17 protein-coding genes are annotated in these 23017 nt (G+C 69.0%); 9 read left to right on the top strand and 8 right to left on the bottom strand.

The annotated features are described in order from the left end of the window. The first annotated feature begins 15 nt into the window (after positions 1–15). Entirely contained in the window at positions 16–654 is a 639-nt protein-coding gene (locus ACIRR9_RS13885; RefSeq protein WP_403750888.1) for a GntR family transcriptional regulator, read from the top strand. A gap of 41 nt (positions 655–695) precedes the next feature. Here the strand turns inward: ACIRR9_RS13885 and ACIRR9_RS13880 are convergent, their stop codons facing one another. Together ACIRR9_RS13880 and ACIRR9_RS13875 are read right to left on the bottom strand one after the other, a co-directional pair. After that, entirely contained in the window at positions 696–2084 is a 1389-nt protein-coding gene (locus ACIRR9_RS13880) for an amino acid permease (RefSeq protein WP_403750886.1), read from the bottom strand. An 89-nt stretch (positions 2085–2173) separates the two neighbouring features. Beyond that, complete coding sequence (locus ACIRR9_RS13875; RefSeq protein WP_403750884.1) at positions 2174–3124, bottom strand: DMT family transporter; 951 nt, start codon at positions 3122–3124, stop codon at positions 2174–2176. A 256-nt stretch (positions 3125–3380) separates the two neighbouring features. Between ACIRR9_RS13875 and ACIRR9_RS13870 the strand changes: the two genes are divergently transcribed. The 7 genes from ACIRR9_RS13870 (at position 3381) to ACIRR9_RS13840 (ending at position 12326) form a co-directional block, all read left to right on the top strand. Further along, positions 3381–4058 (top strand): HAD family hydrolase, encoded by a 678-nt coding sequence (locus tag ACIRR9_RS13870; protein ID WP_403750882.1) that lies wholly within the window; start codon positions 3381–3383, stop codon positions 4056–4058. A gap of 94 nt (positions 4059–4152) precedes the next feature. Continuing rightward, a complete protein-coding gene (locus tag ACIRR9_RS13865) occupies positions 4153–5418 on the top strand; it encodes an aspartate aminotransferase family protein (protein WP_403750880.1) in 1266 nt (421 codons plus the stop codon). Next, positions 5415–8261, top strand: coding sequence for an FAD-binding and (Fe-S)-binding domain-containing protein (locus tag ACIRR9_RS13860; protein WP_403750879.1), 2847 nt, complete (start codon positions 5415–5417; stop codon positions 8259–8261). Before ACIRR9_RS13865 ends, ACIRR9_RS13860 begins: the two co-directional genes overlap by 4 nt. Positions 8262–8278: 17 nt before the next feature. After that, on the top strand, positions 8279–9766 hold the full coding sequence (locus ACIRR9_RS13855) for an NAD-dependent succinate-semialdehyde dehydrogenase (protein ID WP_403750877.1): 1488 nt from the start codon (positions 8279–8281) through the stop codon (positions 9764–9766). After that, complete coding sequence (locus tag ACIRR9_RS13850; protein ID WP_403750875.1) at positions 9763–10470, top strand: GntR family transcriptional regulator; 708 nt, start codon at positions 9763–9765, stop codon at positions 10468–10470. The genes ACIRR9_RS13855 and ACIRR9_RS13850 overlap by 4 nt, the downstream gene beginning before the upstream one ends. A gap of 44 nt (positions 10471–10514) precedes the next feature. Beyond that, entirely contained in the window at positions 10515–11903 is a 1389-nt protein-coding gene (locus tag ACIRR9_RS13845; RefSeq protein WP_403750873.1) for an aspartate aminotransferase family protein, read from the top strand. A 45-nt stretch (positions 11904–11948) separates the two neighbouring features. Continuing rightward, positions 11949–12326 carry a tRNA-binding protein gene (locus tag ACIRR9_RS13840; RefSeq protein WP_403750871.1) on the top strand — a complete coding sequence of 126 codons (378 nt, stop codon included), beginning with the start codon at positions 11949–11951 and terminating at the stop codon, positions 12324–12326. 205 nt (positions 12327–12531) lie between these two features. Here ACIRR9_RS13840 and ACIRR9_RS13835 read toward each other — a convergent pair whose 3' ends face one another. The 5 genes from ACIRR9_RS13835 to ACIRR9_RS13815 form a co-directional block, all read right to left on the bottom strand. Next, positions 12532–12843 (bottom strand): hypothetical protein, encoded by a 312-nt coding sequence (locus ACIRR9_RS13835; RefSeq protein WP_403750869.1) that lies wholly within the window; start codon positions 12841–12843, stop codon positions 12532–12534. 395 nt (positions 12844–13238) lie between these two features. After that, positions 13239–16934, bottom strand: a complete 3696-nt coding sequence (locus ACIRR9_RS13830) for a P-loop NTPase fold protein (RefSeq protein WP_403750867.1) — start codon at positions 16932–16934, stop codon at positions 13239–13241. 984 nt (positions 16935–17918) lie between these two features. Continuing rightward, complete coding sequence (locus ACIRR9_RS13825; RefSeq protein ID WP_403750865.1) at positions 17919–18641, bottom strand: hypothetical protein; 723 nt, start codon at positions 18639–18641, stop codon at positions 17919–17921. Positions 18642–18656: 15 nt separating this feature from the next. Then, positions 18657–19112 carry a hypothetical protein gene (locus ACIRR9_RS13820; RefSeq protein WP_403750863.1) on the bottom strand — a complete coding sequence of 152 codons (456 nt, stop codon included), beginning with the start codon at positions 19110–19112 and terminating at the stop codon, positions 18657–18659. A 486-nt stretch (positions 19113–19598) separates the two neighbouring features. After that, positions 19599–20156 carry a CGNR zinc finger domain-containing protein gene (locus ACIRR9_RS13815; RefSeq protein ID WP_403750862.1) on the bottom strand — a complete coding sequence of 186 codons (558 nt, stop codon included), beginning with the start codon at positions 20154–20156 and terminating at the stop codon, positions 19599–19601. Positions 20157–20245: 89 nt separating this feature from the next. On the opposite strand from ACIRR9_RS13815, the gene ACIRR9_RS13810 reads away from it, so the two are divergent. Then, positions 20246–21118 carry an alpha/beta fold hydrolase gene (locus tag ACIRR9_RS13810; RefSeq protein WP_403750860.1) on the top strand — a complete coding sequence of 291 codons (873 nt, stop codon included), beginning with the start codon at positions 20246–20248 and terminating at the stop codon, positions 21116–21118. A gap of 80 nt (positions 21119–21198) precedes the next feature. Here ACIRR9_RS13810 and ACIRR9_RS13805 read toward each other — a convergent pair whose 3' ends face one another. Further along, on the bottom strand, positions 21199–22854 hold the full coding sequence (locus ACIRR9_RS13805; protein WP_403750858.1) for an IclR family transcriptional regulator C-terminal domain-containing protein: 1656 nt from the start codon (positions 22852–22854) through the stop codon (positions 21199–21201). Between the last annotated feature and the right edge of the window lie 163 nt (positions 22855–23017).

Here is a 23017-nt window from a genome sequence, read left to right as displayed (position 1 = left end):
GTAAGGGGATACGCCGTGCTGCAACGCGTCACCGCCGTGCAGGCACTGACCGAGGAACTGCGTCGGCGGATCCTGAGCGGTGATCTGCCGCCCGGCTCGAAGCTGCCGGAGGTGGAGCTGGCCGAGCGGTTCAACGTCGCTCGCCCCACCGTACGTACCGCGGTGCAGCACCTGGTCGAGCGCGGAGTACTGCGCCGCGACATAGGCCGCTCGGCCGTCGTGCCGGAGCTGAGCAGCGCGGATGTACGGGACGTCTACTTCGCGCGGGAAGCCGTGGAACTGCACGTGGTCGACCATCTGTCGGCGACGGACCGATCAGCGGAGCGCCTGCACCCGGTGGAGCAGGCCATGGAGCATCTGGAGAACCTTCCCACCGACGCTCCGTGGAGCGAGGTGGCGGAGGCCGATCTCGCCTTCCACACGGCGCTGGTCGAGGCGGCGGGAAGCGAGCGGCTGGACCGGCTGTTCCATGGTCTGCTGGAGGAGGTGCGGTTGTGCCTGGTGCAGTTGGAGGCCCACTATCCGCGCCGGGCCGACCTGGCCGACGAGCACCGACGGATCCTTGACGCGCTGGAGGCACAGGACGCGGCTGAAGCGCGGAAGTTGATGCGCGCTCACCTGGGCAGCGCGGTCCGGGCGCTCACAGACGACTGACCGCCGCCTCCTGAGGAGGCGGCGGTCAGTGGACAGGAATGTCAGCGGACCGGCTCCCGCTGCTGGTCCGGAAGGTCGACGGGAGCGGCACCGTGCCGCGTCTGCTGTACCCATGCGCACACCAGCACCAGGGCCGCTACGCCGACCGACCAAAGCAGCTGCGGTCGTGCGGAGTCGTCGAACAGCATCGTGACCAGGACGGCGAGGATGCCGATGATGGCGACCCACGTCAGGACCGGAAAGCCCCACATGCGCAGGACCAGCCGTTCCGGAGCCTCCCGCTCGTAGCGACGACGCAGCCTCAGCTGCGATACGGCGACCACGAGCCAGACGAACAGCGCCACTGCTCCTGATGAGTTGAGGAGGAAGGTGAAGGCGAGGTCGGGGGAGTAGTAGTTCAGGCCCACGGCGAGGAATCCGAAGACCACGGAGGCCCAGATCGCCCGGCGCGGGACGCCGCGAGAGGTCACGCGCGTCCACGACCGGGGAGCGTCGCCGCGCTCGGCGAGGGAGAAGGCCATCCGGGAAGCGGTGTAGATACCGGAGTTGAGACAGGACAGCACCGCGGTCAGCACGATGAAGTCCATGGCGGTCGCGGCCCCGGGGATGCCGATGTGCTCCAGGACGGCGACGTACGGGCTGGCGCCCGTCTTGCTGCTGTCCCAGGGCAGCAGCGTGATGACGACGGCGATCGAGCCCAGGTAGAACACCAGGATGCGCCAGATGACGCTGGCGATGGCCTTGGCGACGGCGCGGCCGGGATCCTTGGACTCGGCGGCGGCGATGGTGACGATCTCGCTGCCCATGAAGGCGAAGACCACGCTCAGCATGCCGGTCACCACCGCTCCGCCGCCGTGCGGGAAGAATCCGCCGTGGCCGGTGAGGTTGTCCGTGCCGACCGCCTCGGTGCCGGGCAGCAGACCGAAGACGGCCAGGCCGCCGAGGACGATGAAGACGACGATGGCGCCGACCTTGATGGCGGAGAACCAGAACTCGAACTCGCCGAAGGAGCCGACGGAGTAGAGGTTGGTGCCGGTCAGTACGGCCATCACGAGCAGGGCGACGAGCCAGGCGGGGATCGCCGGGATCCAGTTGTGCACGATGGTGGCACCGGCGGTCGCCTCGACAGCGAGGACCACCACCCAGAACCACCAGTACAGCCATCCGATGGTGAAGCCGGCCCAGCGGCCCAGGGCCTGGTCGGCGTACGAGGAGAAGGAGCCGGTCGAGGGGGCGGCCGCGGACATCTCGCCCAGCATGCGCATCACCAGGACGACCAGGATCCCGGCCAGGGCGTACGAGACGATGATGGCCGGACCGGTGTTGCGGATACCGGCGCCCGACCCGACGAACAGGCCGGCGCCGATGACCCCGCCGATGGCGATCATGCTCAGATGGCGGCCTTTGAGGCCGGGTTGCAGTTGTTGCATGAAGGGTCCCTTTCACGGCTCGGGAAAGGACCCGCCGACTGGCGGGGCCATGGACGGGCCGGAGCCCGAGGAGGGGAAGACGGGGAGGATCAGGCCGAGACCGGGCCGCTGTGCCGCGGTCGCATCATCAGGGCGAGCCCGCCCAGGACGAGGACGATCCCGGCCCAGCGCAGGGCGGAAAGATCCTGGTGCAGCCATACGGCGGCCAGGACGGCGGCGGTGGCCGGTTCCAGCAGGGAGATGGTGACCGCGGTCGGGGCGCCGAGTCGGTCGACGCCGTGGGCGAAGAGGGCGTAGGCGACGGCGGTGGTGAACACGCCGAGGTAGAGCACGCCGGTCAGACGCCCGTTGTCGGCCATCGCCCAGGTCACGGCGCCGGGCAGCCAGGGGGTCAGGGTGAAGGCGCCGCCCGCGAAGATGGCGGCCACCGCGGTGGCGGGCCCATGCCGGCGGGCCACCACCTGGATCGTGTCGGCCTGCGCCGCGTACAAGGCTGCTGCCAGGGCCGCGAGGGCGATGCCGGGCAGGCTGAAGGAGCGGGCGCCGCCCGGCAGGGACACCAGGGCGATGCCGGTGACGGCCACTGCAGTGGCGACGGCCCAGGTGCGGGTGACGGGCCGCCGGGTGACGAAGCGCGCGGTGAGGCCTGAGAGGATCGGGGCGCCGCCGATGGCGATCACCGTGCTCGTGGCCACCCCGGACAGGTCGACGGCGTGGAAGTAGCACGCGGAGAAGCCCGACACGGCCACGGAACCGAGGGCGACGGCCCTCAACTCCCGCCGCTGCCAGGACACATGACGAATACCGCGGCATCGGGCCAGGAAGTACAGGGCCGCGGCGCCGATCAGCAGGCGCAGCTCTGCCACGTGCAGCAGATCCCCGGCCGGGAACCGGGACGTCACGGGACCAAGGGTTCCCCAGATGACCGCGGCGCCGGCCGTCGCGGCGGCGGCACGGCCGGTCGGCGAGCGCTGCTGTGCCGAAGGGGGGTGGAAGGTGCGAGCTGGGACAGCCTCGCGGGAGCGGGCATGGGGCGGCATCGCGGGGATCTCCGAAATGTTCGGGGAGAGCGGATTGGGGCGGCTTCGCGAGGTGCCGCTGGTGCCGAGGACCGTAGAGCGCGCATGCGACGGCGAACCATGTGCAGGTGTCGAAAGTCGGTGCCGCCTTTTCTGAACGGCTGACGAAAGACGCGCGGCGTCGAATCGTAGACGATCCGACTGTTGGCAATGCCGGTCGGCTTGTGGTCACGACCCCGCCCCGGCTCCTCCCTTCCGAGAACCCGGAGAAAGATCAATGAGCGAGAAGCGTTGGGTCACTTTCGACTGTTTCGGCACCCTCGTGGACTGGCGCCACGGCATCGCCACCGGCATCGAGCTCGTCGCGCCCGGCAAGGGCTGGGAGCTGCTGGATGTCTACAACCGCCACGAGCCGCAGGTGCAGAGCGAGCACCCCGGTATGCGCTACAGCGACGTGCTGGCGGAGGCCCTGAAGCGCACGGCCGGCGAGGCCGAGCTCGACCTCGTGGAGGACCAGTTCCGGGTCCTGACGGCCGGCATCCCGTTCTGGCCGGTCTTCCCCGAGACCCAGCAGGCCCTGCGTGAGCTGCAGGAGGCCGGCTGGAACCTCGCCCTGCTCACCAACTGCGACCGCGTCGTCATCGGCGAGACCCAGCGCCGCCTCGGGATCCAGTTCGACGCGATCGTCACCGCCGAGGACTCCGGCGCCTACAAGCCGGCCCACAACCACTTCGAGTACTTCGAGAAGTCCCTCGGCGTCGCCCGTGACCGCTGGGTGCATGTGGCGCAGAGCTACTTCCACGACATGGTGCCGGCCAGCGAGCTCGACATCACCCGTGTGTGGATCAACCGGCTCGACGAGAAGGACGACCCGTCGATCGCGCATGCCGTCCGCCGCGATCTGACCGACCTGGCGGCCACCGTCAACGAGGTCCACCAGAAGTTCAACGGCTGACCTTCGCCCTCGATCCGTGCCGGGCGCCGTCCACGTGTCCCCGGCGCCCGGCACACCGCCCCACAGCTCAACCCGCACGAGGAGTCGCCCCGTCATGACCAGCCTGTCCCCCCACCTGCGCCAAGCCACCCCCGTCACCGCCGAGCGCGGCGAGGGCGTGTACCTCTACGGCACCGACGGCCGCCGCTACCTGGACTTCACCGCCGGCATCGGCGTCACCAGCACGGGCCACTGTCACCCGCGCGTGGTCGCCGCCGCGCAGGAGCAGATCGGCAAGCTCATCCACGGCCAGTACACGACCGTGATGCACCAGCCGCTCCAGCAGCTGGTCGAACGGCTCGGGGACGTGCTGCCTGCCGGTCTGGACAGCCTGTTCTTCTCCAACTCCGGCAGCGAGGCCGTCGAGGCGGCGCTGCGACTGGCCCGGCAGGCCACCGGCCGCCCCAACATCGTCGTCTTCCACGGCGGTTTCCACGGACGCACCGTCGCCGCCGCCTCGATGACCACGTCCGGTACCAAGTTCCGCACCGGCTTCTCGCCGCTGATGTCGGGTGTCGCCATCGCCCCGTTCCCCACGGCCTTCCGCTACGGCTGGGACCAGGAGACCGCGACCCGCTTCGCGCTCAGCGAGCTCGACTACCTGCTCCAGACCGTCACCGCCCCGCAGGAGACGGCAGCCTTCGTCGTCGAGCCCGTGCTCGGTGAAGGCGGCTACATCCAGGCCGACCCCGCCTTCCTCCGCGGCCTGCGCGAGCGCGCCGACCGCCACGGCATCGTCCTCGTCATGGACGAGATCCAGACCGGCTTCGGCCGTACCGGCCGCTTCTGGGGCCACGACCACGCCGAGGACGTCCGCCCCGACGTCATCACCATCGCCAAGGGCCTGGCGAGCGGCTTCCCCCTGTCCGGCATCGCCGCCTCCCAGGAGCTGATGAGCAAGGTGCTCCCGGGCTCGCAGGGCGGCACCTACGGCGGCAACGCCGTCGCGTGCGCGGCCGCGGTCGCCACTCTGGACGTGATCCGGGAAGAGAAGCTGGTGGAGAACGCCAACGCCATGGGGCAGCGGCTGCGCGCCGGCCTGGAGGAGATCGCCCGCACCACGCCGGGCATCGCCGACGTCCGCGGCCTGGGCCTGATGCTCGCCAACGAGTTCGTCACGGATGACGGCTCCCCCGACCCGGCCACCGCCGCCCGGGTGCAGCAGGCCGCAGCCGAGGAAGGTCTCCTTCTGCTGCTGTGCGGCCCCTGGAACAACGTCGTGCGCATGATCCCGGCGCTGGTCATCGACGAGACCGCCGTCGACGAGGGCCTCGCCGCCTGGCGCGCAGCCGTGGACAAGGGCACGGCCGCCACGTCATGACCACCGTGGAAGAGCTGGTCGCTGCCCTGCGCCGGGAGGTGCCGTCCCTGCGGGTCGACACCTCCGGCGGGCGGCGCGCGCAGTACGCCTACGACGCGTCCAACTACCGGGTGCCGCCGCTGGCCGTGGCATTCCCCGCTGACGCTGACGAGGTCGTGGGCGCGCACCGGGTCTGTCACCGGCTTGGTGTGCCGGTCACCTCCCGCGGCGCGGGCACGAGCATGGCCGGCAACGCGGTCGGCACCGGCCTCGTGCTGGACCTGTCGCGCCACATGCGGCGTGTCCTCGACATCGACGCCTCCGGGCGGACCGCGCGCGTCGAGGCCGGCATCGTCCTGGACGACCTCCAGGACGCCGCCGCCCCGCACGGCCTGGTCTTCGGCCCCGACCCGTCTTCGCACAGCCGCTGCACCATCGGCGGCATGATCGGCAACGACGCGTGCGGCAACCACTCCGTGCGCTACGGCCGCACCGGCGAGCACCTGGTCGCCCTCGACCTGGTCCTGGCCGACGGCACCCGTGTCGTCGCCGACCGCGACGGGCTGCACGCCGTGGACGAGGCGGGCCGGGAGCGGGTGGCCGAGCTGACGGCCGCCCTGCGCGGCATCGTCGACACCAACCTCGCGGCGATCCGCCTGACCCTCGGCCGTATCCCGCGCCAGGTCTCCGGCTACCAGCTCCAGCACCTGCTGCCCGAGAACGGCTTCGACGTCGTACGAGCCCTCGCCGGCACTGAGGGGACCTGCGCCACGGTGGTCTCCGCGACCGTACGGCTGATGCCGAAACCGCCGACCGCGCTGCTGGTGGCACTCGGCTACGACGACGTAGTGGACGCGGCCGAGGACGTCCCGCTCATCCTGAAGTTCTCCCCGGCCGCGGTCGAGGGTCTGGACGAAGCGATCGTGGCCACCATGCGCCACCGCCGGGGCGCCGCCTCGGTGACCGGACTGCCCGAGGGACGTGCCTGGCTGTACGTCGACCTCGACGGGGACGACCCGCAGCAAGTGGCCGCGGAGGCCGAACGTCTCCTGGACGAGCTGAAGGCGGCGGGCCGGATGGTCTCCGGCCGCCTGATCACCGACCGCTCCGAGCGGGCCTCCCTGTGGCGGGTGCGGGAGGACGGCGCTGGCCTGGCCGCCCGGCTGACCGACGGCAGCGCGTCGTGGCCCGGCTGGGAGGACGCGGCGGTCGCCCCCGACCAACTGGCGAACTACCTGCGCGACTTCCGGGCGCTCATGGCCGATCACCGGCTCACCGGCGTCCTGTACGGGCACTTCGGCGCGGGCTGTGTCCACGTGCGGCTCGACTTCCACCCCGACACCGACGAGGGTCGCGCCGTTATGCGCGCCTTCCTCACCGAGGCCGCCCGACTCGTCGTACGGCACGGGGGAACCCTCTCGGGCGAGCACGGCGACGGACGGGCCCGCAGCGAGCTGCTGTCCGTGATGTACGACCGGCCGATGCTGGACGCCTTCGCGGCGTTCAAGCACGTGTGGGACCCCGGGGGACTGCTCAACCCGGGCATTCTCGTCGACCCCCGCCCGTTGGACGCGGACCTCGCCCTCGACACGGGCCGGTCCACCGCACCCTCGACGGTGTTCGCCCTCCTGGAGGACCCCGACGGCATCACCGCGGCCGCCAACCGATGTGTGGGCGTGGGCCGTTGCCGCAGCCACACCGGCGGTGTCATGTGCCCCAGCTACCGGGCCACCGGCGACGAACAACACTCCACCCGCGGCCGCGCACGCACCCTGCAGGAGATGCTGCGCGGCGCGCTGCCCGGCGGCTGGCGCTCCCGCGAGACCCGTGAGGCACTCGACCTGTGCCTGTCGTGCAAGGCGTGCTCCAGCGACTGCCCGGTCGGCGTCGACATGGCGACGTACAAGTCCGAGTTCCTGCACCACCACTACAAGTGGCGGCTGCGCCCCCTGTCGCACTACTCGCTCGGCTGGCTCCCGCTGTGGACGGCGCTCGCCGGACGCATGCCGAAGCTGGTCAACGCGGTGATGGGCAGCCGTCTCGGGCCATGGATCGCCCGCCTGGGCGGAGTGACGCCGAAGCGGAGCCTGCCCGCGTTCCATGGACGGCGCGCATGGCGGCGCGGTCTGGCGGAGACGGCGCAGGCACCCGGGGCGGTCCTCGTGGTGGACTCGTTCACCCAGGCCTTCCGTCCCGAACTGGCCGGAGCCGCTTCCCGCGTCCTTGCCGACGCCGGGCTGCCCACGCAGGCGCGCGGTGACGTCTGCTGCGGCCTGACCTGGATCACCACCGGGCAACTCGGCATAGCCCGACGCGTGTTGGCCCGTACGGCCGCGACCCTCGACGCGACCGAAGGGCCCATCGTGGTCACGGAACCCAGCTGCGCCGCCGCCCTCGCCAAGGACCTGCCGGAACTGGTGGACAGCGACGCGGCCCGCCGGGTCGCCGCGCGCGTGCGGACCTTCACCGGGGCGCTCGCCGAACGCGTCGCCGCAGGGTGGAAGCCCCAGCACGTACCTGACGAAGTGGTGCTCCAGACCCACTGCCACCAGTACGCCGTCTTCGGCGCCGGACAGCAGCGCGACCTGCTGCGCGATCTGGGCGTCGAGAAGGTCACCGAGGCCACCGGCTGCTGCGGTGTGGCTGGCAACTTCGGCTTCGAGAACGAGCACTACGACATCTCGCTCGCCGTAGCTGACCAGGCCCTGCGTCCCCGGCTCGAAGCCGCCGCGCCCGAAACGCCGGTCCTGGCCGACGGGTTCAGCTGCCAGATGCAGATCGAGCACCTCGTCGCAGACGACCGACCCGGCGCCACCCACCTGGCACAGCTGCTGGACGCCCCCCAACCCCCTTCGCCTTCCTGAGTTTTGGAGACACGAGCATGGCCGACACCAACGACACGAAGACGGACGTCATCGCGGACGTTCCCCGGCAGCTGTTCATCGCGGGCCAGTGGGTGCCGGCGGCCGACGGCCGTACCTTCGCCGTGGAGAACCCCGCCACCGAGACACAGCTGTGCGAGATCGCCGACGGTGGCGCGGCCGACAGCGCCCGCGCCGTCGAGGCAGCGGTGGCCGTCCAGGGCTCCTGGGCGCGGACCGCGCCGCGGGTACGAAGCGAGATCCTGCGCCGCGCCTACGAGCTGATCATCGAGCGCACCGACGAACTGGCGATGCTGATGACCCTGGAGATGGGCAAGCCGCTTGCCGAGGCACGCGGTGAGGTGGCGTACGCCGCCGAGTTCTTCCGCTGGTTCAGCGAGGAGGCCGTCCGCATCGACGGCGGGATGACGACCACGCCCGACGGACGCAACCGCATTATGGTCATGCGGCAGCCGGTCGGCCCCTGCATGCTGATCACGCCGTGGAACTTCCCCTTGGCGATGGGCACCCGCAAGATCGGTCCCGCGGTGGCCGCCGGCTGCACGATGGTCCTCAAGCCAGCCCCCCAGACCCCGCTCTCTACCCTCGCGCTGGCCCGCATCCTCCAGGAGGCCGGGCTCCCCGATGGTGTCCTCAACGTCGTCACCACCACACGCGCCGCGGAAGTGGTCGAACCGGCCCTGCGCGGCGGCCACATCCGCAAGCTGTCTTTCACCGGCTCCACCGGGGTGGGCCGGCTGCTGCTCGCTCAGTGTGCGGACACGGTGATCCGGACCTCCATGGAGCTGGGCGGCAACGCCCCCTTCATCGTCTTCGAGGACGCCGACCTCGACGTCGCAGTCGAAGGCGCGATGATGGCGAAGATGCGCAACATGGGTGAGGCGTGCACGGCGGCCAACCGCCTGTTCGTGCACCGGTCCGTCGCCGACGAGTTCGCCGAGCGCCTCGCCTCGCGCATGGCCGCCCTCACCGTGGGGCCGGGCACTCGCGACGGCGTCCAGGTCGGCCCCCTGATCGACGCCGCGAGCAAGCAGAAGGTCGTCTCCCTCGTAGAGGACGCGATCGCCAAGGGCGCCAAGGTCGTCGCCGCCGGCGCCGTGCCCCAGGACGCCGGTCACTTCTACCCCCCGACCGTGCTGGCCCAGGTCAGTCCGGACAGCGACATGCTGACCACCGAGATCTTCGGCCCGGTCGCCCCGGTCATCGCCTTCGACGACGAGGACGAGGCCGTACGGCTGGCCAACGACACCGAATGGGGACTCGTCGGCTACCTCTTCACCCAGGACCTCGACCGCGCCCTGGACATCAGCGAACGCCTGGAGGTCGGCATGGTCGGCCTCAACACCGGCCTGGTCTCCAACCCGGCCGCACCCTTCGGCGGGGTCAAGCAGTCCGGCCTGGGCCGGGAAGGCGGACGGGTCGGTATCGAGGAGTTCCTGGAGTACAAGTACATCGCCACACCTGTGCGGGACCGTTCCGCGTCATGAGCGCTGTGACTCCTGCCAGTCGAGGCGGTGCACCGCAGCCGGGGCTCGACGAGCTCACCCCCGTGAAGCTGCGGAGCACTCCCGCACTCATCGCGGACCGGCTGCGGGAACAGATCGTCTCCGGCGCGTTCGCGCCGGGCAGCAGGATGATCGAGCCGCAGCTGGGGGCCCGCCTGGGAGTCAGCCGTGGCCCGGTCCGTGAGGCACTCCAACGCCTTGTCCAAGAGGGCCTGTTGAGGAACATCCCCAACCGGGGCGTGTTCGTCGTCGAGCTGGACGCCGCCGACATCAAGGACATCTACACCGCGAGGCGGGCGATCGAGCGCGAGGCGGCGACCCTGTTGCACCGCGGTAAGTCCCGGCTCCACCTGGAGCGGCTCGGCGCCGTGGTCGAGGAGATGCGCGCCCTGGCCGGCCAGGGCGACACCCGCCTCATCGCCGAGCAGGACCTGGCCTTCCACAGCGCCCTCGTCGAAGCCGCCGAGAGCCCCAGGCTGAGCAGGATGTTCACCACCCTGCTCGCCGAGACCCGGATCTGCCTGGCCAACCTCATGGACCTCTATCCGGAGCAGGACCTGCTCGTCGCCGAACACCAGCAACTACTGGTCCTGCTCCAGGGCGAGGACGAGCAGGCCCTCCTGGACGCCGTCAACGCGCACCTGGACTCGGCGGTGCGTGATCTGACGCCTCCCGCCGAGAACTGACTCCTCTTCCCGTGTTCCCCTCGACCTCTTCGGAGAGAACCTGCATGCCCGATCAGCCCACCGCCAACGCCCGACTCCAGGCAGCCGCCCGCGATCACCTGCTCCTGCACTTCGGCCAGCACGCGAACCTGCGCAACGGCCAGGAAGTGTTCCTGCCCGACCGAGGAGAAGGCGTCTACCTCCACGACGCCGCCGGAAAGCGCTACATCGACGGGCTGTCGGCTCTCTTCTGTGCCCAACTCGGCTACTCCTACGGCCCCGAGTTCGCCAAGACGGCGGAACAGCAGCTGAACCGCCTGCCGTTCAGCACCCTGTGGAACACCGCGCACCCCGCCGCCATCGAACTGGCCGAGCGTCTGGCCACCTTGGCCCCCGATGGCATCAACCGCGTCTTCTTCACCTCCGGCGGATCAGAGTCCGTGGAGTCCGCGTGGAAGCTCGCCCGCATGTACCACGTGGCGAACGGCCAGCCTCAGCGCACCAAGGCCATCGCCCGTCGCACCGCGTACCACGGCCAGACCATGGGCGCCCTCGCCCTGACCGGCATTCCGGCACTCAAGGAACCCTTCGGAGCCCCGGCGCTGGACGTCACCCACGTCCCCAACACCAACCGGTACCGCACCAACGACGGCGACGAGGACGCCTTCACCTCCCGGCTGCTGGCCGAGACCGAGGCGGCGGTGCTGGAGGCCGGCCCGGAGAACGTGGCCCTGCTGATCGCCGAACCCGTGCAGAACGCCGGCGGCTGCTTCACGCCCCCGGCGGGCTACTGGCCGGGGCTGCGGGCAATGGCCGACCGGTACGGCTTCCTCCTGGTCGCGGACGAGGTCATCACCGGGTTCGGCCGTATCGGCGAGTACTTCGCCGTGTCCAAGTACGGTGCCGTACCCGACATGATCACCACGGCCAAGGGGCTCACCTCGTCGTACGCCACTCTCGGCGCGGTCATGGTCTCCGACAAGGTCGCCGAGCCCTTCTACGGCGACGGAGTCACCCTCCTGCACGGGCTGACCTTCGCCGGCCACCCGGTCGCCGCCGCCACCGCCCTCACGAACCTCGACATCTTCGAGCGAGACGGAGTCCTGGACAACGTCCGGTCCCTGACCGGCCATCTCCACAAGCGCCTCACCGAACTGACCGAGCTGAACATCGTCGGCGACGTGCGCGGCGACGGCTTCTTCTGGGCCGTCGAACTCGTCGACGGACCGGATGGCGCGCGCTTCGCCGTGGACCGCAAGAACGAACTGGTCAAGCGCTTCCTGCCGACGCGCATGCGCGACCTCGGCCTCCTGGCCCGGGCGGACGACCGCGGCGACCCGGTCGTACAGATCGCACCGCCCTTGATCGCCACCCAGGAGGAACTCGACGAGATCGTCGACCTGCTGGGCCAGGCCCTGGCCGACGCGGACCGTCACTTCCTTCAAGACCGCTGACCCACCCTGCCCTCCGAAGCCCTCCGAAACATCAAGGACCAGCACATGCCGAACGCTTCCACCGCATCCGCCGCCCAGCCCGCCGCCAAACCCCAAGCCTCTCCGGACCAGTTCTTCGCGGTGGACATCCGCGTGGGCCGTATCAAGGACGTCGAGGCGTTCCCCGAAGCCCGGCGGCCGGCATGGAAACTCACCGTCGACTTCGGAACCGAGATCGGCACCCTGCGCACCAGCGCCCAGGTCACCAACTACAGCCGGGAACAGCTCCAGGACCGCCTCGTCGTCGGCGCGGTCAACCTCGGTGCCAAGCGCATCGCAGGATTCAAGAGCGAGTTCCTCGTGCTGGGCGCGCAGGACAGCGACGGCACCATCCACCTGCTCGATCCCGGTACCGAGGTCAGCCCCGGCGACATCATCTGCTGACTTGCCGACTGGAGCCGCGGTGGCGTCCAGGTGGCGGCGGGACGGCCCCCGGGAAGGTCTCCTCGCTCACCGGCTCTGCTCCGGCGCGCGGTAGTGGAAGCCGCCCGAGGCGTTGATGTCGCCACCCGAGATGACGACCATGCTTTCGTTGTTATGCTGCACGCTCGTCCGCGCGCCATCACCGTCGTTCGCGCCCTTGACCTGGTCAACCAGGTGCTGAAGCTCCTGCGCCGCGTCCGGATGCTGTTGCAGGGATGCCGCCCAGCTGGATCATCAGCTCGTTCCGCAGCCGGTCCTCCACCGACCCGCGCTCGCGCTCCGAGCTGTCGACAAGCCGTTGCCGTGCAGCGTCGATCAGTTGCAGCTCCTGCGGGGCGTTCTCCTCCCCGCCCCGGCGGAAGAGCCGGGCCACCCCGAGCCGCATGGACTCCCACGTGCTCTTTGCCATCTCGGTGACCAGCGCACCGGCCCCCACACCCGCGACCTGCGTGATGTCCGACGCGTCCCCCGTGATCATGGTCGTTTCCCCTGCTCGGCGAGGCGTGCAGGGGCGGTGGCATATTCGACACATCAGGGTGGATGCCGACGTGAGAGTCGACAATCGAGAGTATTTGCCCCATACCGAAATGAGTAACTATCAAGCGGGAAGATCCGGCCGGTTCGTATCCGTGTCGCGGAGTGCCACGCTGAGCAAACTCTGTGAAGCCCAGGACGGGCGGCAGGTCAAGATTCAGTTACGGCGTAACTCGCCCAAAGCGCCACTTTGGCCGATTGATCGGAAGTAGGTAGAGCGTAGTGATGTGAGCACCGTGAATCCGGTAAGCGGGCGGTGATGGAGTGGCCGGTGGGGTGTTCGATCCCGCCGGGCGTTGTGCGCCCCGGGTCCGGGTGGGACCGGCCGCTGATGATGCCTCAGTCATCGTTGCTGCGGCTGATGCGTTCGCGCAGTCTCAGCAGGCCGGTGCGCTCGGTGCGGTAACCGACGGCCTTCAACGCCCTGATGCCACGCTCTTCGAGGTTGCTCCACTTCTTGACGCTGGCCTCGACCGCCTCACGTATGACCTTGACTATCCCCTTGGGGACGGATTCCATGAGTTGCGGAAGATAGGACAGCGCGAACTCGGCGGCTCCCTGGTTGACATCGAGCATGGGCAGGAGAATCGCCTGTATCAGGTCGCGGCGGGCAGTCGGATGTGTGACGTTGGCGGCCTTCCACAGGTCGAGTACGGCACGGCGGTCGGGATTCCGGGATGTGCGGGCGTACCTGTCGATCAGCAGCTCGGCCGCGAGAGCGTCCGGGAGCGAGGGCCATCCGGCTGCGGTCAGCATCTGCTCCGGCAGGTGAGTGCCCAGGCCCCCCAGCAGATCCTTCCAGAAGCCGGCCTGGTCCTGCGAGGGCAGGGCGGCCAGCCGTGAGGCCACTGCCTGCAGCAGCGTCACGTTGGTCTGCAGCGGTGATGGTTGCCGCAGTCCTGCCGTGACGGCCGTGAGCAGCTCCGATGCCGAAGGTTCCTCCACAGCGATCCACGCGGCCAACGCTTCGCCGGCGCCCTCGGGGTGGTTCCGGGCGTGTCCGGCTATGGCCGTGGCCGACGGCAGGGGGTCAAGACCGGCCCTGTCGGTGCCGCCGGTCATCAGCAGATGGTGCGCATGGACCCGCAGCCGGATGTGCTCGCGTTCGGGGAACCAGCCGCAGTTGTCGAAGGCCTTCACCAGAGCTCGGGCTTCGTCGGGGGACAGAGCGGCTAGGCCGGGAGAGCTCAAGTCACGCAGGCAGTCGTTGAGGAGGGACTCGACGTAGGCCATGAGCGCGCTGTCGTGCGCAACGACGAGGTCATCGCCGTCGACGAGCAATTCGATGAGAGCCGCCGCCTGGTGGTGGACGAAGACTGTCCGGTGGAGCAGGCCGCTGTTCTCCAGTGGCCGCAGCGCTTCGAGCAGCCGCAGTTGCTCGGTCGCTTCCTCGTCGCTTGAGGGTCGGAACAACGATGCAAGGACGAACGGTGTGATGTGTGGATGCCGGTCCGGGGGCCGGTGGTCGAAGAGCTGTGTGAAGCTGTCCGCAGCACGAGCGACAACCTCGGGGGCGTCGGCTTTGGTTCGATTACTTGCTCTCGCCCACAGAACTTCGAGCAGGGCGTCGAACTCGGAGGCCATGTCCTCGACGGCTGATCGAGGGTCCAACAGCCCCAGCCACGTCGGCCACTGGGGGGTCGTGCGCGGGCGAGTGCTCGACAGCACTGCCCGTGCCAGGGGTGTGTCCCGCACTGGGGGAATCGCGTCCATGTGCTGCGCCACGATGTCGCGGCCGAGCCTGCTGTCTGAGGCGAGCAGTAGTCCCACGACGGCGTGTGCCGCGTCGGGGCTCTCGTCACACCAGCGCTCCAGGAGCCCCTCCAGCCTGCGTAGCGCGTCGTCGGGCGACGCAGGCTCCGGTGTGGAATTCGACCCGGCGGGTTCCGGCTGAGCTTGCGCTTTCGTCCACTCCTGGTGCTGCTCGATCAGTGCCCGCAGATCTTTTGCAGCTTGGGGGGCGACCTGCGTCATAAGGGCTGCGGCATCCGAAGAGGAGAGTTCGGCGACCATCTCTGCCATGTCCTCCTCCTCGTCCAGCAGATGGCGGGACACCAGCTGTTGTACGAGATCGGGGGCCGCTGCCAGGGCCGGCCCAACATGGCGCATCACCACTGCGGCCGCCGAAGCACTGTCTCTGACTGAGGAGTGCTGAAGGACGATCATGCGCATCTCGAGAGCTGCCGGACGCTCGCTCGCAAGGGCCAGCCGCCAGCATCCGGGCAGTACCTCGGCCGGCAGTGCGTGCGGGGAGTTCGCCAGGATCGGTGTGAGGGTCTCGACCGCGGTGTCCGCCGTGCCGTTCAGAGAGACGGTCGTGTCGCCGCAGACCGCCAGGACAGCATGAGCGACGTTCTCTTCTTCCAAACCAATCGCATCCCGCGCCTGCTGCGTCAGTAGGGCCAGCGCGGCCGGGCGGTCGTCGACGGAAAGACCGCCGACCGACGACAGCACCTCATTCAACTCGGCGTTCTGAGCCTGCTGCTCCAATATCTCGGCCACGGCGGCGGGCAGTCCGAACACGCTGCCGCTGGTCTCCATGAAGATCAGGTCTTGACCTGGTCCCGGTATCTTCCGCGTCTTCTTGAGATAGGCCACGAGCTGCTGGCCGTGGTGCTTTCGGACATCGGCCGCCTTCTCCTCCCCGTGCTCACCTTCGTCAGGCTCCGGGGGGTCGCTGAGATGCTGGTCGACGGCGGCATCGAGGTTCGCGTACCTTCGCGCGGCCTGTCTGACCGGCTCAGACACGTTGAAGCCGAGGTCGGCCTGAGGATCGGCGACCAGCGTCAGTACGTACTCGCACAGCCGGTGGTCGGGTAGCAGATCCCTGGCGAACAAGGGGAACTCGACCCGGAGACAAACCAGTTTAGCGATCTCCGCGACCCGGGGGGCCGGGTCGGTCTCCAGCAGTCCGTCCGCCGCCCTTTGTTGGGCCAGCCGGTAGGTCAGGGCGAATGTGTTCAGCAGCGCCTTCACCCGGCGGGGGCTCCGGACATGCGAGGGCACAAGAACGCTCACCACCAGGTTGACGTCCATCGTCGCCCACAGTCCGCCGCGCTCGCGCACCAGATCGGCGGCGAAGTTGGTCACCTTCGGCACCAACAGTGGCGGGAGGCTGATCTGGTATTGGAACACCTTGTCCAGGTAGCCGCTTCCGCTGCTGTAGTACGGGTTGACGGCGTCAGCGGGCGTTGCCTGCTCCAGAGCCCGAGTCAGTGCCTCTTCAAGGACCTGCTGGTCGGCGGCGACGACGAATACGCACCCCTCGACCCCAAGGAACGTGCGCAAGGCGTCGAGCGTTGCCACGACGTCGGAGGGCTTGCACCTGTCCAGTTCGTCCACGAACACGATCAAGCGCTTCACGCCGGAGCACGCGACGAGGTCGGCGAAGAGATTCTCGAACTGCTCGTCGCTGTCGGCAGCTTCCGACTTGTGCTCGCGTGTGAGGGTTCGCGAGACCAGGACCACCAGGGACGTCAGCAGGGCCGCTGGAGCGATGCCCGCCTTCAGCGCTCCAGCCGCCATGGTGGCGAACGTGGGCCGGAAAGGACCTCCGTGCAGCCAGGCAAAGAGCGCCATGGCGGTAGCGAAGAAGCCGACGACAGAACCGAACATCCAGCCGAACATCTTCAGCAGACGCTGTACGTCGCCCCCCGCGAACTGCACCTTCACGGCGACCCGTCCGCCGTACAACTCGTCGTGGAACCTCGCGTCCTCGATCTCCAGCGCCGTGGCGACCGCGATGATGAAGTTCCTGCGCAGCGGATTCTCCGCGTACTTGAAGGCGTCGAATCGCACGAATCGAACGTCCCGCTGCTTCTCAAGCAGCCTCTTCAGGAGGTTGGCCACACCCGACTTGCCGGAGCCCCAGGGGCCCCACACCGCGATGTTGGTCGGGGCGGGAACCGACAGCACCACATCGTTGAGCTGATCGGCGATGTGGCCGTGAGCCAGCCGGTCACCTTGGGCGTTGTCGACCTCACGGTCCTGAATCAGATCGTCCCGCTCCAGTCGACTGCCGTCTTTTTGCGTCACTGCTGCCCCGCTTTCGGGCTCTAGCGCCCACGCCCCCCTGAAGTCCACGGTCTGTACCGTTACTTCACCTCAACCACACGATAAACGGCACCACTGACAACGGGATGTTTCTGCCTTCACCATGGTCTGCCGGGTCTCAGGAGGGGACCGGTTGGTGCCGTGCAGCTGGGGTCTCGTGATCGTGAGGTCATCTTGTGGTGCGCTGAGCAACGGCCAGTCAGGTAGTTCATCGGCGGATCTGATGCGGAGCGGTTGACCAGCTGTTATCAGGCCACGCAGGGCTGACCCACGGCCAACGGACCGACCGAACCAATGCTTTGGGAACGGCCGTCGCCCGGTACGAGGCCCTTGAGACGTTCGCACTGGCGGCCATCCGCGTCACATCGCCCCAAGCAGCCAGAGCGGCCGCGGTAGCCGCTGCCACTGGCGTCATACGAGGATCTCGGCACCAGCTCCCACGGGCGAAACCGCCTACGATCCTCTATTCGGTCTCCGTGGCGTCGTTGCCAGCTTGTTTTGCGAGCCAGGACCCGCAGGGTCACATCAAGATCGTGACGCACACGTCCCCTGCGCCACCGGGAGAACTCGTCCAGCAGTAGCCACTGGCTGGAACACCAACCAGGAGACCGCGCAGGCACATGTCCAAAGTGCCTCTGGACTCCGGGGTCAAGCGGGGGTGGCAGGCGACGACGAACCGTGGGTGCTCCCCGTAGCAGCATCCGAGTGTTCCGCTCGGGTTCGGCCGTCCGCCAAGCCCTCGGTCTCGCTCGTTGCTCGGCCTGCCAGTCCACCGGGTGGCAGCGGTGTCGGTCACTGTCGAGTCCGTGCCGTTCGCACCAGAGGTCCGCGGCGCGGTCGGCACCAGACGCGGCAGCCTCGTTCACGACGAGCCGATCACCGTGACGCGCTGCCAGACGGTCCAACACCGCGACAACCGTGCCGGGTCAGGCCCACCGACGGTGGCCGCACGCAGGCACGCGGGGATCAGCCAGTTCCATGATGCTCCCCGTCTTCCGTGGCCTCATCGTCGGCTGGCCTCTCCTGAACCGCTTCGTCGTGCGGCATGAAGGATGAGGAGCGGGCCTTCCGCTCCTCGCATTCCGCAATCGCGAGCGTGTCTTCGAGTTCTCTCAGTTCCCGCTCGCTGATCAGCGAGGCGATCGGCCCGGTGATGTCGGTGAAGACGATGCGTGTTCTGGAATTGGAGATCCTTCGGATGAGTTCTCCGAGTGACGCCGGAAGTCTCGAAACAGGGACGCGGTCCGTGTCACTCAACGGTGAATCCAGCCAAGCGCAGGTATGGAGCATGAAATTCAGCGTACATCCCTGACGAGCGGCTTCCGTGGAACGGTTGCGAGCCAGTGCTGACTTGATCGCCTGACTCAAGAACTCCTCCGTGCTCTTTCCTGATTCTTGGGCCCAGGTGCGGATTCTTCTCTTTACTCCAGGCGCGAACGGAATGCTCATCCGCAACATTCCGTCCGGTCCTGGGAAGAGAGTGCACAGTACGTCAATGGGGAGGGAGTCCTGGAGACGTCTCCATACCTTCCTGATAGCAAGCTCCTCGTCTCGTGCAGATACGAGAACGGCGATGCTCTTTCCGTCGTTCGACGATGCCATCGGCATGCCGCTGATCCGCTGCGCGGCCTTCAGCTCGACTCCGCGTACGGTCCGAGTCAGGATGATCTCAATTGCGTACATAGACATGGGGACTCCAGGTGGCTAGAGCGAAATTGGGCCGTCGGGAAGCCAACCTTCTACGTATCCGGAGACTAGAAGGGCCACGCCTTCAGGTGAGACATCACGGTGGTGAGTTCTCAGCTCGCTGATTTTCCATCGGGTATGTGACGGAGACATCCCCTGGAATGATTCTGACTCTTCCGCGCTGATCCGCACGATGAAAACGCGGGAAACGGTTCGCTGGTCGTGTTCCCAGCAATCGGACTCCCGTGTTTCGTGAACTCCATAGATGGATCCGAAGCGTGGCTTCGAGATGCGAAATCGCTCGGCGAGATACTGAGCGGCCCCGCCCTTGAAATCGGCGTCGGCGGCGAGCAGCGTCTGCGGGACCGTCCAGCCGGCGCAGCATCCGCCGCACAGCATCAGGCGATCCTGGTCGTCCAGGAGGAGCAAGAGGACGCGGCGGTCGGCGACCGATGGGGCGTGGGAGGTTGCCATGCGGCCAGGCTGTCGCCTAGCTATTCAAGTAGCAATCGCGGTGCCGCCCCATGGGTGACAGGTTCACTCGGGCAGTGCCAGGTGCACGCCGCGTGCCGTGGCCTGCCTGCCCCCGCAGGTGTGCACAGGTTGCACCGAATTCGGGCGTTGCACTGCACCCTGCTCACACGTCATGAGCTGCGAAAACGCTGCAAAGGCGTTTGGGATTCGGGGCTGCCGCGTTTTGGGGCGTCGCACACCACCAGACCTGACCTGCGGCGACGGAATTTCCCACACATCCCACGAAGGCGGGGATCTGTCGGAAAGTGGGTCTGTAGGGGGGTGGCCCTGGTGGGGCGGTCCCTTTGGACTGGTTTCCGGCAGTGTTGTGGTGGCAGGGCTGGAGTGCAGCTGTGCCACCGCCCACAGTGTAGCGGCTGGCGCGGTGGGGGCCGGGGCCTTGTCGTACCCCGTGTGCTGATCGGGGGCGTCGCCGGCCGGCCGGGGTCAGTCGGTCCTGTGGCGTCGGTAGTGGCGGGCGACCCGGATTCGGTTGCCGCAGCGGGTGGCCGAGCACCAGCGGCGGCGTGGGTGGGTGGGCAGGAACAGCATCACGCAGTCGTCGGCTTCGCACTTCCGGATGCCGGTGACCGCCGGGTCCGTCAGCAGTTCGGCGGCGGCCTCCGCGAGGTGCGCGGCCAGGCGTCGGCCGGGTGAGCCGTCCCGTCGGCGTGTGGTGACGACCGCCGAGCCGTTCCAGGCCAGTTCGTCGATGGCCGGTGCGGCGCGTTGTGCCTGGTTGAGCGCCTCCAGGTCGGCGGTCGACGGCTCGGCGCCGCGGCGGACGTGATCGAGGGCGCGGGCGGTGTGCTCCCGTACGGCCCGCACGGCGGCCACGTCCGCCTCCGTCACTTCCTGCGGCACCTCGTCCGGAACGCGGTCCGCCTCAAGAGCCCACCAGGTTCGCAGGTCGGCCGGGGTCACCAGCAGGTCGCCGGCGGTCTGACGGGTGTTGACCAGGTCCAGGGCGAGGGGTTCTCCGGTCAGAGGCGCGAGTTCGCTCATATGGCTAATGGTACATAGGCGGATTGACACGTTAGATGGGCGGGTGCACGCTGGTGCTAATGCAAGAAACGGCGAAGAAAGGGTTAGGTATGTCTGCCTCAGTAGCCCGCACCGTCCATCGCCACCTCGATGTCGACGGTGTCGACGTCTTCTACCGGGAGTCCCTCCCCGAGCGGCCCGACGCGCCCGTCCTGCTGCTCCTGCACGGGTTTCCGTCCGGCTCCCACCAGTTCCGCGGCCTCATCGACGCCCTCGGCTCGCACTATCGGCTGATCGCCCCGGACTACCCCGGCTCCGGCCACACCCGGGCCCCGGACGGGTTCACCTACTCGTTCGACCGGCTCGCCGACATCACCGAGGGTTTCGTGCAGCGCCTCGGACTCGACCGGTTCGTGATGTACGTCTTCGACTTCGGCGCGCCCGTCGGTTTCCGTATCGCCGAACGCCACCCCGGACGGATCGCCGGGCTCGTCGTGCAGAACGGCAACGCCTACGCCGAAGGGCTCTCCGACACCGCCCGCGGCCTCCTCGGCCTGACCTCCGAGACCCCCGGCGCGCGGGACGCCGTCCAGGCCGTGCTCACCCTCGACGCCACCCGCGGCCAGTACGAGACCGGTGTCCCCGCCCCCGACCTGGTCGCTCCGGACGGCTGGACCCTCGACCAGCACTTCCTCGACCTGCCGGGCCGCAAGGAGGCCCAGCAGGCGCTGATCTTCGACTACCACTCCAACGTCGAGCGCTACGACGCCTGGCAGGAGTGGCTGCGCCGGCACACCCCGCCCGCCCTCATCACCTGGGGCAGCAACGACCCCTTCTTCACCGAACCCGGAGCCCGCGCCTACCTTCGCGACCTGCCCGACGCCGAACTCCACCTCTTCGACACCGGCCACTTCGCCCTCGAGACACACCTGCCGGAGATCGCCCCGCTGATCGCCGACTTCCTCGACCGCGCCTGGAAGTAGTCAGGAGAAGGGGTTCAGGAGGAGTGGTTCGGTGGAGGGGTTCAGGAGGAGGGGTTCGGCGGGTGGGCTTCCGCTGTCCGTCAGGACAGCGGCACTGCGCTGAAGCGGGACGCGGTCCGCAGGTCGTCCTGGATTCGGTCGGCCGTGGTGCGTAGTTCGGGGAGGACGTCCGTCACCAGCTCCTCCAGGCTGCGGCGGGCCGCGTGGGCGGCCACGTTCAGGGCGGCGACCGGGCGGCCCGCGCGGTCGCGCACCGGGACCGCGATCGAGCGCAGACCGGACTCCAGTTCCTCGTCCGCCAGGGCGTGGCCGTGAGGTCCGTCGAGTTCCAGGAGCGCCCGGCCCAGGGCCGTGCGGCTCGCCGGCAGCCGGGTACCCACCGTGATGTCCACCGTCAGGACCCGGCTCGCGGCCGCCACCGCGATGTACTGGATCTCCGCCGGGTCGGTCCCCGGGACCAGGACCGCCAGCGCCGTCGGCTCCTGGAGGCGGTCCGCCAGGGTGCGCAGGTGAGGGGTCGCCAGCCGGGCGAGGGTGGTGCGGGACAGCGGGGGGTAGCCCAGGGAGAGGACCCGGGGGGTGAGGGTGAAGGCGCGGTCCGCTGCTCTCACCAGGCCCAGGTACTCGTACGTGATCAGGGCCCGGCGGGCCGTCGCCCTCGCCAGCCCCGTCGCCTTCGCCACGTCCGTCAGGGTCAGCGCGGAGCGGCCCTCCCCGAAGGCCGTGAGGACGGTCAGTCCCCGGGCCAGCGATTCCACGAAGTCGCGGCCCAGTTCGTGCTTGGAGGCCGTGGTCCACACCGCGAGGCCCGCGGGGGGCGGGCCCGGTTCTGCGGGGCGGGCCTCGCGCAGGTCCCGCTCCATCGCCGCCACCGCCGTACGCAGCCGGGGGAGGAGCGTGTCGCGCAGGTCCGCCGCCGTGTGGCGGCTGGTGTGGCTGACGACGTTCGCCACGCACGCCACCCGGCCGGTGTCCGGGTCACGTACGGGGACGGACACCGCGACCAGACCCGGTTCGATCAGCTGGTCGTCCAGGGCCCAGCCCTCCCGACGGGCCCGCTCCGCCCGCGCCTCGAAGTCGTCGAATCCGTCCAGGCCGTCGGCGACAACACCGACACCGGCGTCGTCCGCGCCGCCAGGATTCCGCGGCGGTACGGCCGGGAAGCCCGCGTCCGTCGGGTCCGCCGCGCGCCGCGCCCGCCAGTGCGCCCACTCCGTCTCCGTCCACTCGGCCGCGAACAGCGGGCCGGGGGCGGTGCGTTCGGCCGGCAGCAGGTCGCCGATGCGGAAGCTCACGGACATCGCGCGGCGGCGGGTCGCCTGGTGGATGAAACGGATGCCGTCCTGGTCGGCGACCGCGAGGGAGACGGATTCGTCCAGTTCGTCGGCGAGGGCGTCCGCGTGCGCGTCGAGAAGCGCGGGCAGACGGAGGGCGGCCAGGTAGGCGTTGCCCAGTTCCATCACACGGGGGGTGAGCACCGCGTCCCGGCCGTCCTGGCGGACGTATCCCATGCGGGCGAGGGTCGCGGTGATCCGGTCGACCGTGGAACGGGCGAGGCCGGTACGCCGTTCCAGCGCGCTCGCGCTCAGCGTCCCGCCAGCCTCGGTCAGCGCCGCCAGCACCGCCACGCCCCGGATGAGCGGCGCGACCGCCTCGGCGGGCGGCTCGCCCGGGACGGCGGAGGAGGAGAAGGGGGACGGGAAATGGGACGAGAAAGGGGACAGGGAGGCGGTCATCGGCTCTCCGGTACGGCGATCAGGGCACTCTTACCGTAAACCGTGGCCGACCTGGCCATCCCGTGTCACCCGCACCCCGTACCCGTAGTGGCCACCCCCGTGTCACCCGCACCCCGTACCCGTAGTGGCCATCCCCATGTCACCCGCACCCGTGCCCGTAGTG

The sequence above is a fragment of the Streptomyces sp. NPDC101234 genome, assembly GCF_044767525.1.
Lineage (GTDB): Bacteria > Actinomycetota > Actinomycetes > Streptomycetales > Streptomycetaceae > Streptomyces > Streptomyces sasae.
Note: the sequence above shows the minus strand (reverse complement) of the source record. Positions and strands in the feature narration are given on the sequence as shown.